Annotated in this window: 11 protein-coding genes; 3 read left to right on the plus strand and 8 right to left on the minus strand. The window is 64.3% G+C overall.

Annotated features, from left to right (window positions below):
• Positions 1-61: 61 nt before the first annotated feature.
• Both ASE22_RS15260 and ASE22_RS15265 read right to left on the minus strand, forming a co-directional pair.
• Positions 62-1,666 carry a GMC family oxidoreductase gene (locus tag ASE22_RS15260; RefSeq protein ID WP_056361399.1) on the minus strand — a complete coding sequence of 535 codons (1,605 nt, stop codon included), beginning with the start codon at positions 1,664-1,666 and terminating at the stop codon, positions 62-64.
• 73 nt (positions 1,667-1,739) lie between these two features.
• Entirely contained in the window at positions 1,740-4,034 is a 2,295-nt protein-coding gene (locus ASE22_RS15265; RefSeq protein WP_235536455.1) for a TonB-dependent receptor, read from the minus strand.
• A 100-nt stretch (positions 4,035-4,134) separates the two neighbouring features.
• Between ASE22_RS15265 and ASE22_RS15270 the strand changes: the two genes are divergently transcribed.
• Positions 4,135-5,070, plus strand: coding sequence for a LysR family transcriptional regulator (locus tag ASE22_RS15270; RefSeq protein WP_082545368.1), 936 nt, complete (start codon positions 4,135-4,137; stop codon positions 5,068-5,070).
• A 26-nt stretch (positions 5,071-5,096) separates the two neighbouring features.
• Here ASE22_RS15270 and ASE22_RS15275 read toward each other — a convergent pair whose 3' ends face one another.
• The 6 genes from ASE22_RS15275 to ASE22_RS15300 all read right to left on the minus strand — a co-directional run bounded on the left by ASE22_RS15275 (position 5,097) and on the right by ASE22_RS15300 (position 10,694).
• Positions 5,097-6,035 (minus strand): HpcH/HpaI aldolase/citrate lyase family protein, encoded by a 939-nt coding sequence (locus ASE22_RS15275; RefSeq protein ID WP_082545367.1) that lies wholly within the window; start codon positions 6,033-6,035, stop codon positions 5,097-5,099.
• Positions 6,020-6,865, minus strand: a complete 846-nt coding sequence (locus ASE22_RS15280; RefSeq protein WP_056361408.1) for an FAS1-like dehydratase domain-containing protein — start codon at positions 6,863-6,865, stop codon at positions 6,020-6,022. Before ASE22_RS15280 ends, ASE22_RS15275 begins: the two co-directional genes overlap by 16 nt.
• Positions 6,866-6,897: 32 nt before the next feature.
• Entirely contained in the window at positions 6,898-7,191 is a 294-nt protein-coding gene (locus ASE22_RS15285) for a putative quinol monooxygenase (RefSeq protein WP_056361411.1), read from the minus strand.
• Entirely contained in the window at positions 7,188-8,189 is a 1,002-nt protein-coding gene (locus ASE22_RS15290) for a phosphotriesterase family protein (RefSeq protein ID WP_056361414.1), read from the minus strand. Before ASE22_RS15290 ends, ASE22_RS15285 begins: the two co-directional genes overlap by 4 nt.
• Positions 8,190-8,280: 91 nt before the next feature.
• A complete protein-coding gene (locus tag ASE22_RS15295; RefSeq protein ID WP_056361417.1) occupies positions 8,281-9,189 on the minus strand; it encodes a DMT family transporter in 909 nt (302 codons plus the stop codon).
• An 8-nt stretch (positions 9,190-9,197) separates the two neighbouring features.
• Positions 9,198-10,694 (minus strand): aldehyde dehydrogenase, encoded by a 1,497-nt coding sequence (locus ASE22_RS15300; RefSeq protein ID WP_056361422.1) that lies wholly within the window; start codon positions 10,692-10,694, stop codon positions 9,198-9,200.
• Positions 10,695-10,948: 254 nt separating this feature from the next.
• Between ASE22_RS15300 and ASE22_RS15305 the strand changes: the two genes are divergently transcribed.
• The gene (locus tag ASE22_RS15305) at positions 10,949-13,270 is read left to right on the plus strand and encodes a TonB-dependent receptor (protein WP_056601629.1); all 2,322 of its coding nucleotides are present in this window, start codon (positions 10,949-10,951) and stop codon (positions 13,268-13,270) included.
• A gap of 61 nt (positions 13,271-13,331) precedes the next feature.
• Complete coding sequence (locus ASE22_RS15310) at positions 13,332-14,564, plus strand: MFS transporter (RefSeq protein WP_056361426.1); 1,233 nt, start codon at positions 13,332-13,334, stop codon at positions 14,562-14,564.
• Positions 14,565-14,994: the final 430 nt, after the last annotated feature.

The following is a 14,994-nucleotide window of genomic DNA, read 5'->3' on the forward strand; positions in this document are numbered from 1 at the left end:
GATGCCTCAAAAGGCCAATTGGATATTCCCGACATGCGCATTTGGCATGGGGGGGGGTCGGCTATAGCCGGCTATCCTCTTTCACCATCGCCGCACCCTTTTCGCCGATCATCAGGCAGGTGGCGTTGGTGTTTCCCGAAATGACCGTCGGCATCACCGATCCGTCGATGATGCGAAGGCCATCGATGCCGTGAACGCGCAGGCGGCTGTCGACGACGGCGAGCGCGTCTTCGCCGATCTTGCAGGTGCCCGAATGGTGCCAGGCCGAAAAGGCGGTCTCGGCGATGAACGCCAGCATCGCCTCATCGTCCAGCTCGCGCCCTGCGGGCTCGGTTTCCTCGACGATGAGTCCGGCCAGCGGCTGTTGCGCCGCGATGCGCCCCACTAGGTGCATGCCATCGCACATCGTCTTGCGGTCGTTTTCAGTCGCCAGATAATTGGCGTAGATCGACGGAAGATCGCGTGGATCAGACGACCGGATCCGCACATGGCCCCTGCTCTCCGGTCGGTTCTGGTAGACGCTGACGTGGAAGCCCGAATAATCGGCCAGTTCCGCGACCCCGGCCTTGGGGGCGAAGGGGCACAGGAACATCTGTACATCGGGCGTGTCGAGAGCGGGGCGCGTCGACGCATAGGCACCGGCGAGCGCTGCGCCGATGGCCAGCGGGCCGCGGCGGGTGGTCAGATATTGGAGGGCCATGGCGGCCTGGCGCAGCGGGCTGCGCATGATCATGTTGAGCGTGTCGTTGCTCGACGTCTTCCAGACGCGCTTGGCGATGACATGATCCTGCAGATTCTCGCCCACGCCTGGCAGCTCGTGCACCACCTCTATCCCATATTCGCGCAGCAGTGCCGCAGGGCCGATGCCCGACAGCTGCAGGATGTGGGGCGAATTGACCGCGCCCGCGCTGACGATGATCTCGCCGGCCGCCGCCGCGCGGTGCATCGTCCCGCCGCGTTCGAAGTGCACGGCCACGGCGCGCTTGTCCTGGATCTCGATCCGGGTCACGAGCGCTTGGGTCAGGATATGCAAGTTCGGCCGGTGACGGGCAGGACGCAGATAGGCGGCCGATGTCGATGCGCGCCGGCCCTTGCTCGTGGTGAGCTGATAATAGCCCGCGCCCTCCATGGAGGGGCCGCTGAAATCGTCGTTGCGGGGGATACCGATCGCCGCCGCGGACTGGATGAAGGCATCGGCCAGCGGATTGCGCCAGCCGCCGTCCTCCACCGCAAGGGGCCCATCGCCGCCATGATAGTCATCGGCCCCGCGCTGCTGCCGCTCGGCCTTCTTGAAGAAGGGCAGGATCTCTTCATAGGACCAGCCACGCGCCCCCATCTGCCCCCAGAGCGCATAATCGGTCGGGGCGCCGCGCACATAGACCATGCCGTTGGTGGAGCTCGATCCGCCCAGCACCTTGCCGCGGAACCAGGGTATGCGGCGATCGCCCAGCCGCGGCTCGGGGTCGGTCTCGTGCCGCCAGGTCGTATCCTCAGCGAAATGAACCTTGGCGAAGCCGAGGGGGATATGGAACCATATGCCGCTGTCCTCCTTGCCCGCTTCGAGCAGGAGCACCCTGGTACGCGGGTCCTCGGACAGCCGCGCCGCCACGATGGCGCCGGACGAGCCGGAGCCGATGACGATGAAATCATAATTCGTGGTTTCCATGGCGGGCCTCCGAAAGATCGCGACGGCGCCGGGCGGCGTGCCGCGCGGAGACGGCCGCCGTGGACGAACGTAGCTAGAATTTATATCCGAGCGTGGCGCCATAGGTGGCCGGCATGCCGGTCACCCTGGCAACGGTGTCGACCACATGGGTCACCGAGGTCAGGTAGAACTTGTTGGTGATATTGCGGCCCCAGAGCTGGACCGTGAACCGATCAAAATCGACGCCCGCACGCAGGTCGAGCAAGCCATAGGACGGTATCAGGAACTCACGGCTGGCGCCGAAGGCTGCGACGCTGCGGCTGCGATAGGCATAGCTGGCTCCAAGCCGCAGCACGGCGCTGTCGGAAAGCCGCCGCTGATAATCGGCATCGAGTGAGAGCTGCCATTTCGGCGTGTTGGGAAAGCGCTCGCCATCGAGATTGACCGGCACCGCGAAGGGATCGAAGCTCAGATAGCTGCCGCGAACCTTGGAATCGACATAGGTGCCGCCGGCGTTGAGCGTGAGGCCTCGCGCCGGGCGCAGCGTAAGGTTCAGCTCGCCGCCATAAACACGCGACTTGGGAATGCTGATTTCGCCTGGATTGGGGCCGAAGATCGTCAGCACATAGCCGATCTGCTGCTTGTCCTTGTAATCATAATAGAAGCCGGCGCCGGCCAACTGCACCGCGCGATCCAGCAGCGACGCCTTGAAGCCCAGCTCATAGGCCAGCACCGATTCCTGCTTTACCGGAACGTCCTGGCTGGCCAGCGTGGCGGCGACGGTCGGGAAGGTGCCGGCTTTGTAGCCCCGGGTTATGTTTGCGTAGATCAGCTGGTCGGGCGACGGCTTGTAATTCAGGCTGAGCCGCCACGACAGATTGTCCTCATGCAGCCCGTCGCGCACGAGCCCCGGCTGGAAGGTGCCGCCGACATCGTCCAGCGTCACGCACCCGCCTGGCGGGATGGTGGCCCCGGACAGGCCCGAGAAGGCGCCCGCCATCACCCCGTCGCCGCTGTCGCGCACGCAGCCGCTGAAGCGGTTGCGTGAATCCGTGTAGCGGGTCGAGCCTTGCGCGGTCAGGGTCGGCGCGATGTCGAAGTCGACGCTCGCAAAGCCGGCAAGCGTCCGTATCCGCTGGTGGTTCGAGTTGAAGAAATTGGTCGCGGTGAGGCCGAGGATGCCAACCGAGGACCCAGTGGTGAAGCCGTTCTGATCGTCCTGGGTGCGGTCATGGGCGTAATTGCCGCCGACCAGCCACCGCAATGTCCCTCCGGCGGACTTGCCCGCGATCCGCAGCTCCTGCGAGAAGGATTCGATCCGGGAATTGAGCGTCATCCGGAAATCGGTGACGTTGGTGCCGTCGGGATCGATCGGCGCCCGCTGCTTGAAGTCCGAATAAGCGGAGATCGAGGTCAGCGTGACATCGTCGGCGAGATCGAGATCCGCCCGGACCGAGGCCTGGCCCATGCGGTCGTCGCTCCTGAAGCTGGTGGCGGGGTCCCAATCCGCGATGCGCGCCTTGTCTGGCGCGGCCGAATAGGCGGTCAGGGCCGGGAAGAGACCGGTATAGCCGCCTCCGGCAGCCGGAACGGCCGGCGAGAAGCGCATGAACTGGGCGGCCTGGGAGTCGCTCTTGTTCCGCCACCCGTTGAGGTTGATCTGGATTCGCAGGCGGTCGGTGGGATCGAGGTCGATCAGCAGCCGGGCGGTCGTAAAATTGCGCTGGCCCAGGGCGTCCTCGCGCGTCTGGCTCTTCTGCCAATTGCCCCGCTGTTCCGTCCTCACCGCGAGCCGGGCCCTGACATTCTCGCCCAGCGGACCGCTGACAAAAGCCTGCGCATCGAGCTGGTCAAACCGCCCGTAGGTGAGCTCCGTCCCGCCCCTGAGCGTGTCGGTCGGCTTGGCGGCGATATAATTGATCGCGCCGCCGGTGGAGTTCTGTCCGAACAGGGTTCCTTGCGGGCCCTTGAGCACCTCGACCCGCTCCAGATCGAGCGACGCCCCCGGCGTCATCACCGAATAGGACAGTGGCACCTGGTCGACATAGACGCTGACAGTCGGTGCGACCGCGACGGCGAGATCCTTCAGGCCGATCCCGCGGATTGTGTAGACCGGCGAGCCATAGTCGCTCGGCTGATAGGTGAGGCCAGGCACAATCTTAGCCAGATCGGCGACGCTGCTTATGCCGCGCTGGGCAAGCTGCTCGCCCGTCGCGGCCGAAATCGACATCGGCACGTCGGATAGCTTTTCCGAACGCTTCTGGGCTGTGACGACGATATCGCCGACGGTATCGGCGGCTGAGACCGGGGCCTGAGCCAGGGCGGGGGCGCCGAAGTTCCCGATGCTCAACGCGCACACCGACAGCAGTTTATACCGGCTCCTGGCCACAGGCAGTCTCCCACATTTTCTAATTTCGTTGTCCGAAGCATAGGAATTGACTTCCATGCCGTAAAAGACTTATGCGCGATGAAGGCCATGCCGGCTTTGCATGAGGATTGCGATGGAACTTCGACATCTGCGCAATTTCGTCACAGTCGTGGAGCAGAAAAGCATCTCCAAGGCGGCGAATATCGTCCGGCTTGCGCAGCCGGCCCTGTCGCGCCAACTCCAGGCGCTGGAAAATGATCTCGGCGCACCGCTGCTCGTTCGTCATGGCTGGGGCATCACGCCGACTCCCGAGGGCGAGGTGCTCGCCAAATCGGCCCGGAGCCTGCTCGATCAGGCCCAGGCGGTGCGCGATGCGGTGGGCGCGGCGTCGGGGTCGCCGTCTGGTAAACTCGCCATCGGCGTGCCAAGCTCCATGGCCGAGATCGTGCTGCCCGAGCTGGCGCTCGCCGCGCAGCGGGCACTACCGCGCGTCGAGTTGCGGCTGGTCGAGGGCTATAGCGCGACGCTGCGGCAGCGGCTGCTGACCGGTGAGCTCGACGCCGCAATCCTCTATGCCGACCGCCGACATTCGTCGCTGGTCACGCGGCCGCTCTTAACGGAATCACTGGTCGCCTTCGGACCGGCGGGAGCTTTCGGCACCGAGGCCGCAATCTCCATCGAGGATCTCGTCGCGCGCAATCCGATCATGCCAGCCTCGGCCAACCAGCTGCGCGCGCTGTTCGAAGAGGCGGCCGCCAATATCGGGCTCACAGCCACCGCGGCAATGGAGGTGGATTCTGTGCCGGCGCTGCTCGCGCTTGTCGCCGCAGGTGCAGGCGTTTCGGTTCTACCCTATTCATCGATTCGCCACGCCGTCGAGAAAGGACGGGTCAGCTATGCTCGTATCTCGCCGCAGAAGCTCGATCGCCAACTGGTGCTCGCCCGGACGCAGGAACGCATCGAAACCCCATCGTGGAATGGCATCGTCAACCTGCTCTGCGAAATACTTTCCGCCGGAGAGCAGGCCTATCGCTGGCAGGTCGTCAAGACGGAATAAGGCCTGCGCCGCGGCCTGGCGCGGTCCTAGCGCCCAGCGGGCAGGCGTGCCTTGCGGAGCAGCGCACGGCAGGCGCGCAGGCTGGCCGCGTCAACCATCTTGCCGCCAACGCTGACCGCGCCGCGCCCTTCGCGCAGGCCAGCGTGATATTCGGCCATCACCACTTGCGCTTGGGCGATCTCATCGGCCGAGGGGGAGAAGAGGCGGTCCACCGCCGCGGGTTGCGACGGATGAATGCACCATTTGCCGTCGAAGCCCATGACCCGGGCGATGCGCGAGGCCCGCTCGAGGCCCTCGCCGTCCCTTATCCCCGCAAAGGGGCCGTCAATGGCGCGCAACCCATTCGCCCGCGCCGCCGCGACGATCGAGACCATTGCGTGGTGCCAGCGGTGGCCGGGATAGAGCGCGTCATGCTCATCAAAGCCGCCGATCGTCGTTTGCGGCATCTGCATTGATGCCGAAAAGTCGCCCGAGCCGAAGATCAGTGCCTCCAGCCGCCTGCTCGCCTTCGCGATCTCGCGAATCTCGACGAGGCCGGCGGCCGTCTCGATCAAGGCTTCGATCGCGATCGGCTTTCCGCCACTCGGCGTTCCTATCTGCGTGAGCAGCATGTCGACGAAGCGGATGTCGTCGCGCCCCTCGACCTTGGGAACGACGATCAGGTCGAGCTTCCCGCCCGCCTGGCTCGCCAGTGCGATCACGTCTTGATAGGCGAATGGCCCGTCGAGAGCATTGATCCGGACCATGACCGTCTTACCGCGAAAATCGAGGGCGTTGAGCGCATCAACGGCATGTTGCCGGCCCGTCGACTTCTCGTCCGGCGCGACCGCATCCTCGCAATCGATGCAGATCGCGTCAGCCTCCGCCGCGGCCGCCTTGGCGATCATTGCGGGATTGGATGCGGGCACCAGCAGGACGGAGCGGATAGCGCGATCGGCCGCGTCCTCGATCATCGCGGTCGCCATGTGATGCTCGCCTGCATCCCGACGCCGCCATCCGCGATCGCGGTGAAGAGCTGGGTCAGGTCGGCTGTCGCATTCACGCCGTTGACGCTGATGGAATCGAAATCGAAGAAGGGCCGGACTGCCCGGAAGTCGAAATTTAGTGGCTCGCGGCCGGCATTATGCCGCGTCGCCGCGTCGAACAATAGGCTGGCTTGAAGCGGCCCGTGGACGACGAGCCCGGGATAATGCTCCACATCTTTGCAATATTGGCGGTCATAATGGATGCGGTGACCGTTGAAGGTCAGCGCCGAATAGCGGAACAGCAGGACCGGATCGGCGGCGATCGGTTCGGACCAGTCGGCCGGCGGTGGATCGACCCGCGGCGGCGGCGTGAACCGTTCCGGAATGCCGAGATAGACGATGTCATGCTCGTCGCGGATCGCGAGTTGTCCGTCCACGGAGATGTCGTGCCGCACCGTCACGAACACCAACGCGCCGGAACGGCCGAACTTTTCCTCCACGCGCAGGATCGTCGAGCGGCGCTCGGCGATATCGCCGATGCGGATCGGCCTGTGAAAGGTCATGCGACTGCCGGCCCACATCCGCCGCGGCAGATCGACCGGCGGCAGGAAGCCGCCACGCTTCGGATGGCCGTCGGGCCCGACCTCGCTCATCGGGGCGCGGGGAAGGAAGTAGAGCCAGATCCACGGGCCGGGCAGCGGCGTTCCATCGTCATAGGCGCGATCGTGATGGTCGAAGGTTGCCGCCAGGGCACTGGCCGGCGTCCCGGCGATCAGGTCGCGCATCATTTCGTGGCGCCCCACCCAGGCGCCATATCGGGAAGAAGTCATTGATCTTGGGCTTCCGAAGGGACGCGCACGGGTCAGCGGGCGGCGAGCGCTCGCGTGTGCACGGTCGTGGACGGGATGGCGTAGAAGGGCATAACATGCTCGCGCCAGTAGCGGCCGGCATCGGTGTCCCGCATCGCCAGATGGGCTTCGACGCTTTCCCACTGCGCGCGCAAATAATAGCATCGCGCATCTTCGATTTCGCGCTCGACCGTCATCGTGTTGCAGCCGGGCACGTGCGAAAATCTCGCGATATAGGTGGCCACCGCTTGTTCGAAGGCCTCGCTGTTCGCGCTGTCGATGGTAAGCTTGGCGATCTCGTTGATCATGATGCGGCTCCGGCTAGAGGATTGTTCACCGCGTTCCAGGCGTCTTCGAAATAGCGTCGCGGATTGTCCATTACGATCTCGTCTAGCTGCGCCTGGGACAGGCCCATGCGGCGAAGTTCGGGGAAGATATTTTCGAAAAGATGGGTGAGCTTGTGGTTGGGCATGGCCTTGCTCAGTTCGGCCGGGTCGATATTGCCCATCGCCCCCTGCCAGCAGGCGATCGAATCATGCGAGACGACGACGCGATGGCCGTGGCCCGCTTCGACCAGCGCGGCGAGATTCTTCATGCGGACGGCGTCCGGCACCTCAAATTCGATACCGAACCGGTCGAAGCCGACATAGGAATCGCGTTCCGCGAGCGATGTCTGATAGCCTAGGTCGGCGGTGCCACAGCTATGCCCGACGATCAGGCTGGACGATCGGACGCCTTCGCCGGTGGCGATATCGATCTGGTCGTGGCCGCAGGTGCAGCGTTCGGTGTGCGAGATCAGCGGCACGCCGCTATGCTTGGCCGCACGCGCGGCGGCGGTAAGCACCTTACGCTCATAGTGCGTCACCGCGCCGTCGCCGGTGGCGATCTTGATCACGCCGCAGCGTATGCCCGTATCGCCGACGCCATCCTCGATTTCCTTAAGGAAGACCTCGGTGATCTGCTCCACTGACAGCGCGTTGAAGGTGTAGGTGATCCCCATCGATTCGGCATAGGCGCCAGTCGCGCAGATCAGGTTGATGCCGGATTTCTGGGACACTTCGGCATAGAGCTCCACGTCGCGGCCCATGTCCATCGGGCAGGGATCGATCACCGACCGTACGCCATGCGCATGCAGCGCCTGGAAGGCGTCCACAACTCGCTCGACGGCTTCCTGTCGCCTGAACACCGGTTGGCGCGCATCCATGAACCAGCCGGGGAAACCGATCAGCACATGCTCGTGGACGAGGGTGCGGCCCAATTCGGTACTGCTCAACGGTCCCGTCACCGTGTTGACCTTGATGCCCATACGACTCTCCTGCCGGTCTTCGCGCCGGACCCTGTCCTTACTGGGCTGCACCGATAGCTAGAAAGACAAACACGACATTGCCGGCATGCCCTCATGGCATCACGGCTTCGGCGGCTTTGGCCGGGCTCGCGACAGACCGCATGATGAAAAGGAGGCCGGAGAGCGAAACGCCGGCGCCGACAGTCATCAGCATCGTCACTGGCGCTCCCAGGAAGATATGCGCGGCGACCACCGCAACGAGCGTCGACGCCAGGCTGAGCGGCATGATGATCGAGACATGATGACGCTGCAGCAGCCAGGCCATGCAGGCGGGGGCGACGAGCGTGGAGCCCAGCGCGGAGAAGGCGAGCCCCATGGCGACGTCCAGGCGCATATGCTCCAGGCGCACGGGGCCATCGGGCTCCACGCCGAGCGCCAGCGGCACAAGCATTGCGCTGCCGATCAGGCCCGACCAGGCGAGAGTGTTTGGGACGGCAACGCCGCCCAGACGGCGCTGCAGCAGCGAGGCCACGGCAAGCAGGGCGGCGTTCAGGGACATCAAGGCCAGACCGGGCAGATCATCGGCGACTTGGGGGTCGAACAACATCAGGCCGACCCCGCCGAGCGCGAGCAGGATTCCAGCCACCTGCATCACTGTCGGTCGCTCGCCCAGGAACAGCACGCTCAATATGACGGCGATCGGCACCGATAGCTGGCTGGCGATCGCCAGCGCGCCGACATTGTCGGCAAGGCTCAGCGAGAGGCTGACCAGCGCGAACATGAGGCCATAGTCGAGCCCGAGGAGAATGAGCGTGCCGGTGCTCCCGCGCACGGGCTTCAGCCAGGCGGCGCAAAGAAAGAGCACGACCAGCAGCCGGACGGCGGCGGTGGTGAGTGGGCCCAGGCCGGTCAACGCGATCTTTACCGCGATGATGTTCAGCCCCCACAGCAGACTCATCACCAGCGAGGTGGCGATGTCCGCCGCGCCAAAGGTCGCCGCGGCCCTGGACGGGGCGGACATGCGCGGCCTCAGCCGGCGATGTGCGAGGGCCGCCCTTCCAGGACGATCGTCTTCGTCTCGAGATAGGGAAGCAGGCCCTCCGTCCCGCCTTCCCGACCGACACCCGACTGCTTGAAGCCGCCGAAGGCGATGCTGAAGTCGGTGCGCCAGACATTATGGCCGACGGTGCCGGACAGCAGTCTCCGCGCGACGCGGTAGGCGCGATCCGGATCGTTGGTGAACACCGAATTGTTCAGCCCGTAGATCGTGTCGTTGGCGGTCTCGATTGCTTCGGCTTCACTGTCCACCGGAATGACGCTGAGGACAGGCCCGAATATCTCCTCGCGCGCAATCGCGAAATCGTTGCGGACATTCCCAAACACCGTGGGTTCTATGAAGAAGCCGCGATTGAGGTGGGTGGGCCGGCCCCCGCCCGCTGCCAGCACGGCGCCCTCCTCCTTGCCCTGGGCGATCAGTTGCTCGATGCGGTCGCGCTGGCGCCGCATCGCGACCGGGCCGAGGTCCGACGATGTCTCGAACGGGTCGCCGACGCGCATAGCGCCGAAAGAGGCGCCCAGAGCTTCGACAAGACGATCATGTTTCTGCCGGGGGACGATGATCCGTGTCAGCGACGAACAGACCTGGCCGGACAAGAAGCAGGCCGGCTGCGCGATAGCCTGCGCCGCCGCCTCGACGTCGTAGTCGTCCAGAATGACGGCGGCCGACTTGCCGCCCAGTTCGAGGGTGTAGCGGGTGATCCGATCGCCGCACAGCGCCGCAATCCGCCGTCCGGCCGCAGTCGAGCCGGTGAACGCGATCTTGTCGATGCCCGGATGGCGCACCAGCGCCTCGGAGACGTCGCGATCGGCGGTGATGATGTTGAGGACGCCGGCCGGAAGGGAGACCGCTTCCGCGATCTCGGCCATGAGATAGGCCATGCCGGGCGCCTCGGGCGACGCCTTGATGACGACGGTACATCCGGCCAGCAGGGCGGGCGCGATCTTGTTGGCGATCAGCGCCAGCGGGTGATTCCACGGGATGATCGCGGCGACCACGCCGACCGGTTCCCGCGTCAGCAGGCCGGTATGTCCCCCGGCCAAGGGTTTGTGTTGTTCCTCGAAGGGGAAGGTTTCCGCGAGGCCGGCGTAATAATGGAACGTGTCGCCGACGGCATTGCCCGCCAGGGCCGCAACGCTTTGCAGCACTCCTGTCTCGTTCGGCCAGATTCGAGCGATGTCGCCGCTTCGTTCGGAAACCGCACGGCCGATGGCGTTCAGGAAAGTGGCGCGCTCCGCATGGCCGAGACGCGGCCACGGGCCGCGGTCGAACGCATCGCGTGCCGCCGCGACCGCGCGGTTCATGTCGCTTTCGCGCGCCTCGGCGACGCTGGCATAATATTCCTCGCTGATCGGCGAGACGAGATCGAACCGGTCGCTCGAGCTTGGATCGACCCATTGGCCACCGATAAAAAACTGGTCCCGATGGCCGTAGGGAACATCGATTCCTCTGCCGATCGTCGTCGCCATCGCTCTCTCCCGCCTGCTGGATCCCGCGCCGTCATTCATGCGACGCCATGCTCGCCGAAATGCGACCGAAGTAGATCATAGAAGGCCGTGGCGATGCCACATAAGACTTAAGCGCTATGGTAGCCATGCAGGATCGGTATGCCAGCGCAGTAATAAAAACGTACGGCCGTAAGATTCTTGTTGCCATTGGTCTTCATTGATGGGCAATCTCGCATGGCAGGCGCAGAACGCCGCACGTCCTTCAGGAGAGGATCATGATCCGCATGTCTCGCAGACGACTTGTCATCGCCGCGCTATTGTCAGGCGCGCAGCTGGGCCCCGCGCTCGCCGCTCCGGTCGAACCACAGGACGAAGCTGCGCCCGGCGAGATCATCGTTACCGCCCAGAAACGGGAGCAGACGCTGAGCGACGTTCCGATGTCGGTCACCGCGTTGAGCGGCGAGCAACTTTCGATCCGCGGGATCGCAAGTGTCGAGAGCCTGGTAAAGGTCACCCCGGGCCTGAGCTATGTGGAAAGCGGAAATGGCGTACCGGTATATTCGCTGCGCGGCGTCGGCTTCTTCGACAATGCGCTCGGCGCGCGTCCGACGGTCAGCGTCTATCAGGATGAGGTTCCGTTACCCTTCCTTTCGATGGCGCAGGGTGCCGCGCTGGATCTTGCACGGGTAGAAGTGCTGAAGGGGCCGCAGGGCACGCTGTTCGGACAAAACGCGACCGGCGGGGCGATCAACTACATCGCCGCGAAGTCGACGCGGGATCTCTCGGCCGGGCTGACGGCCAGCTACGGCCGCTTCGGCACGATCGACGCCAATGGCTATGTGAGCGGACAGCTAGCTTCGGGCGTCGGCTTCCGGGCGTCGGGCCGGGTGCTGCGCGGCGGCGACTGGCAGCGCAGTGTGGCCCGCGACGCATCGCTGGGCCAGAAGCGTTTCTATCAGGGAAGGCTGCTGCTCGAACTGCAGCCCGGTGAGCGCACGTCGATCAGGCTGGCTGCCACCGGCTTCCGCGACAAATCGGACACGCAGGCGGCGCAGCTGCAACAGCTGATCGTCCAGGTGCCGGCGTTCGCGGCGAATGTGCCGCTCATCTTCACCTTTCCGAAGGCTCCTGCCGACAATCGCGCGGCGGACTGGGATGCCGGGCGCGACTATGGCCGCGACAGCCGTTTCTACCAGTTCTCGGCTAGGGCCGAGCATGAGCTGGGCGACGCGTTGCGGGTAACCTCGCTGACCGCCTATGCCCATATGAAGGTCCACCATCTGGTCGATCAGGACGGGATGCCCGTCACGGCGTCGCTCAACGATATCAGCGGTCGGCTGTCCTCCTTCTACCAGGAGCTGCGCTTTTCGGGCGAGTCGGGGCCTGTGCAGTTCGTGGTCGGCGGCAATTACCAGCGCGACAAGACCGACGAGTTCGATCGGCTGCGATCGCCTTACACGACCTTCCACTTCTCGTCGCTCCCGCTCGGGACGGGGAGCGCGCTCGATCTCGACAGCCACCAGCGAGCCCGGACGATCGCCGCTTTCGCCAACGTCGATGTGGAACTGAACAGCCGGTTCACCGTGCATGGCGGTCTACGCTACACCCGCGACAAACTCCATCATGAAGGCTGTCCGCTTGCCGGCGACGCCGACACCGCGAGGACCTTCAGCAGCCGGTTCAGCGCCCTGCGCGCGCAGCGCGGTCTGGGGGCGATCGTCATTCCGGTCGGTGGCTGCCTGTCGCTGAACGACACGCTGACCCCGACCCGCGACGACGGCGACCTGAAGGAAGACAATCTATCGTGGCGCACCGGGCTTGACTGGAAGCCGGGCCCGCGCACCTTGGTCTATCTGAACGTCAGCCGCGCCTACAAGGCGGGCAGCGCGTCGCCGATCCCCAGTTTCGGCGTACAGGCGCTCGCCCCGGTGACGCAGGAATCGGTGCTGGCCTATGAAGCGGGTTTTAAGGTTCCCATCGTCGCGCGGATGCTGGAGGCGACCGGCGCGGTCTTTTACTATGACTATTCCGACAAGCAGCTGCTCGGCCGAAAGGTTGTGGAGCCCAATATCCTCGGCGCGCTGCCGGGTGTGGTGAATGTGCCGACGTCGCGCATCAAGGGCGCGGAATTCCAGGTGAACGCTTATCCGTCGAGCGGGCTGACGCTGTCTGTCGGCGGCACCTACATCAATTCCGAGGTGACCGGCGACTTCAACAACTTCACTATCCTTAGCGTGCCGAGGAACTTTAAAGGCGACAGTTTCCCCTATACGCCCAAATATCAGCTGGTCGCAGACGGCCAATATGATGCGCCGCTCGCCGGCGATCTGAACGCGATGGTGGGCTTCACCATCAATTACCGCAGCGAGACGAATGCGGGTTTCGGCAGCGATCCACGCCTGAAAATCCACGAATATTCGCTTATCGACGCCCGAACCGGCATTCGCGCAGCCGACCGGTCCTGGTCCGCCACCGTCTTCGTGCGCAATCTGATGAACACCTATTATTGGACCAACATCGCGCGTCTATCGGACGCGATCCGCCGCTATGCCGGGCAGCCGCGGACCTATGGGCTCGAACTGAGCACCCGATTCTGATCGTCCGGATGGGCGGGGCGGTCCGAGGGCCGCTCGCATCTAGCAGGGAAGCGTCGTGACGATGGATCGAAACGAGCTACGCGACGGATGGCGGCTGATCGTGGCGCTGCATATCGCGATCGCCTTCGGCGTGGCCGTGATGCTGCCCTTCTCCATGGGGGCTTTCGTCGTGCCGTTGTCGGGCGAGTTCGGCTGGAGCCGGCAGCAGATCGGATCGGCGGTGTCCATCTTCGCCGCCGGCTGCGTGCCGATGAGCTTCGTCGTCGGATATCTAGCCGATCGCTTCGGCGCGCGAAAAATATTGATATTGTCGCATATCGGTCTGGCGCTGTGCTTCGCTCTGTACGCCGGCGTGCAGACCTTGTGGCATTTTCACGCCGTGAGCATCCTGGTTCCGCTTCTGGGCGGCGGAACGCTGGTCATCAGCGCCACTAAGTTGCTCAACGAGCATTTCGGCCGCCACCGCGGCCTGGCGCTAGGGCTGGCGCTGGCCGGCTCCGGCGTCGGGGCGCTCATCGTCCCGCTATTCGCGACCTGGCTGCTCCAGGAACTCGGATGGCGCGCCGCCTTCGCCGGGCTCGCGCTGCTGCCGCTGCTCATTGCCGCCCCGCTCGTTTTCCTGTGGGTGCGCGACGACAGCCGCACCGCCGCCGGCAGCGGTTGGATCGGGGCGGGACCGGCGGAAACCGTGCCGGGGCTCCGCTTGGCGGAAGCCTTGCAGGACTATCGTTTCTGGATCATCGCCATTTCGTTCATCGGCGCATCGGGCGCCTATGTCGGCGTGGTCAGCAGCCTTGTGCCGATCCTGGCCGCGCAGGCATTCACTCCCTTGGCCGCCGCCAGCATGATGAGCCTGTTCGGCTTGTCGATGCTGATCGGGCGGCTGGTGACGGGCATCATGCTCGATCGGCTATGGGCGCCGCTGGTGGCGCTGATCCTGTGCCTTCCGGCCAGCCTATCGCTGCTGTTGTGGGACGCCGCCGATGGCCGGGCGATCGGGTTGCTGGTATTCCTGATCGGTTTGGCCTCCGGGTCCGAATATGACCTGAGTGCATTCCTCGTGTCGCGATATTTCGGGCTGCGCGACTATGGGAAAATCTATGCCGCCATTTTCGCGGCCTTCGCGATCGGGGGTGTCGCGGCATCGCAACTCTATGGCTGGGCGTTCGAGCTATGGGGATCCTATCACTGGGGGATAATGGCGTCGGCCGGCGGCTTCGCGGTCTGCGCGCTGCTGCCGCTCATGCTCGGTCGGTATGTGTTTCCAAATAAAATCATAAACTCATCAGAATAGATTAGGAAAATCTCCAAATCTCTAAATATTACGGCATGCAATTTCGGCATGCATCACATAGTGTATAAGTCTTATGAGTTATCGATCGGCTCCTGTAAAGAACTCGAGCAATGAATCTGCAGAGGTGGTGTGGGCCTGGGGTGCATCGACATTCGCGGTAAAGATCACCGCGACATATGACGGCGGTTCATACCCAGAACGGCCCCGCCATCTTCCGCATGATCAAGAAGGAGATGATGCAATGAACGGCATTCGCAGCATATCTTTCTCCGGGCCGGCCTGCGCTTCGCAGCGACGGCATCCGCGAAGGCGAGCGGACCGGCGATGAAAAACAGCCACACTGCCCGGAATCTCCCCATGCGAGGGTGATCCGGTCGGCCAACCGTTAAAAGCGAATCTCGAGGGGAGAGGAAATGAAAAAATTACTTCA

The sequence above is a fragment of the Sphingomonas sp. Root720 genome, from assembly GCF_001428605.1.
Classification (GTDB): Bacteria; Pseudomonadota; Alphaproteobacteria; order Sphingomonadales; family Sphingomonadaceae; genus Rhizorhabdus.

Coding starts and splice junctions, on each gene's coding strand:
- ASE22_RS15260 (WP_056361399.1), bottom strand. CDS start 1,666: ATGGAAACCACGAATTATGATTTCATCGTCATCGGCTCCGGCTCGTCC.
- ASE22_RS15270 (WP_082545368.1), top strand. CDS start 4,135: ATGAGGATTGCGATGGAACTTCGACATCTGCGCAATTTCGTCACAGTC.
- ASE22_RS15275 (WP_082545367.1), bottom strand. CDS start 6,035: ATGGCGACCGCGATGATCGAGGACGCGGCCGATCGCGCTATCCGCTCC.
- ASE22_RS15280 (WP_056361408.1), bottom strand. CDS start 6,865: ATGACTTCTTCCCGATATGGCGCCTGGGTGGGGCGCCACGAAATGATG.
- ASE22_RS15285 (WP_056361411.1), bottom strand. CDS start 7,191: ATGATCAACGAGATCGCCAAGCTTACCATCGACAGCGCGAACAGCGAG.
- ASE22_RS15290 (WP_056361414.1), bottom strand. CDS start 8,189: ATGGGCATCAAGGTCAACACGGTGACGGGACCGTTGAGCAGTACCGAA.
- ASE22_RS15295 (WP_056361417.1), bottom strand. CDS start 9,189: ATGTCCGCCCCGTCCAGGGCCGCGGCGACCTTTGGCGCGGCGGACATC.
- ASE22_RS15300 (WP_056361422.1), bottom strand. CDS start 10,694: ATGGCGACGACGATCGGCAGAGGAATCGATGTTCCCTACGGCCATCGG.
- ASE22_RS15305 (WP_056601629.1), top strand. CDS start 10,949: ATGATCCGCATGTCTCGCAGACGACTTGTCATCGCCGCGCTATTGTCA.
- ASE22_RS15310 (WP_056361426.1), top strand. CDS start 13,332: ATGGATCGAAACGAGCTACGCGACGGATGGCGGCTGATCGTGGCGCTG.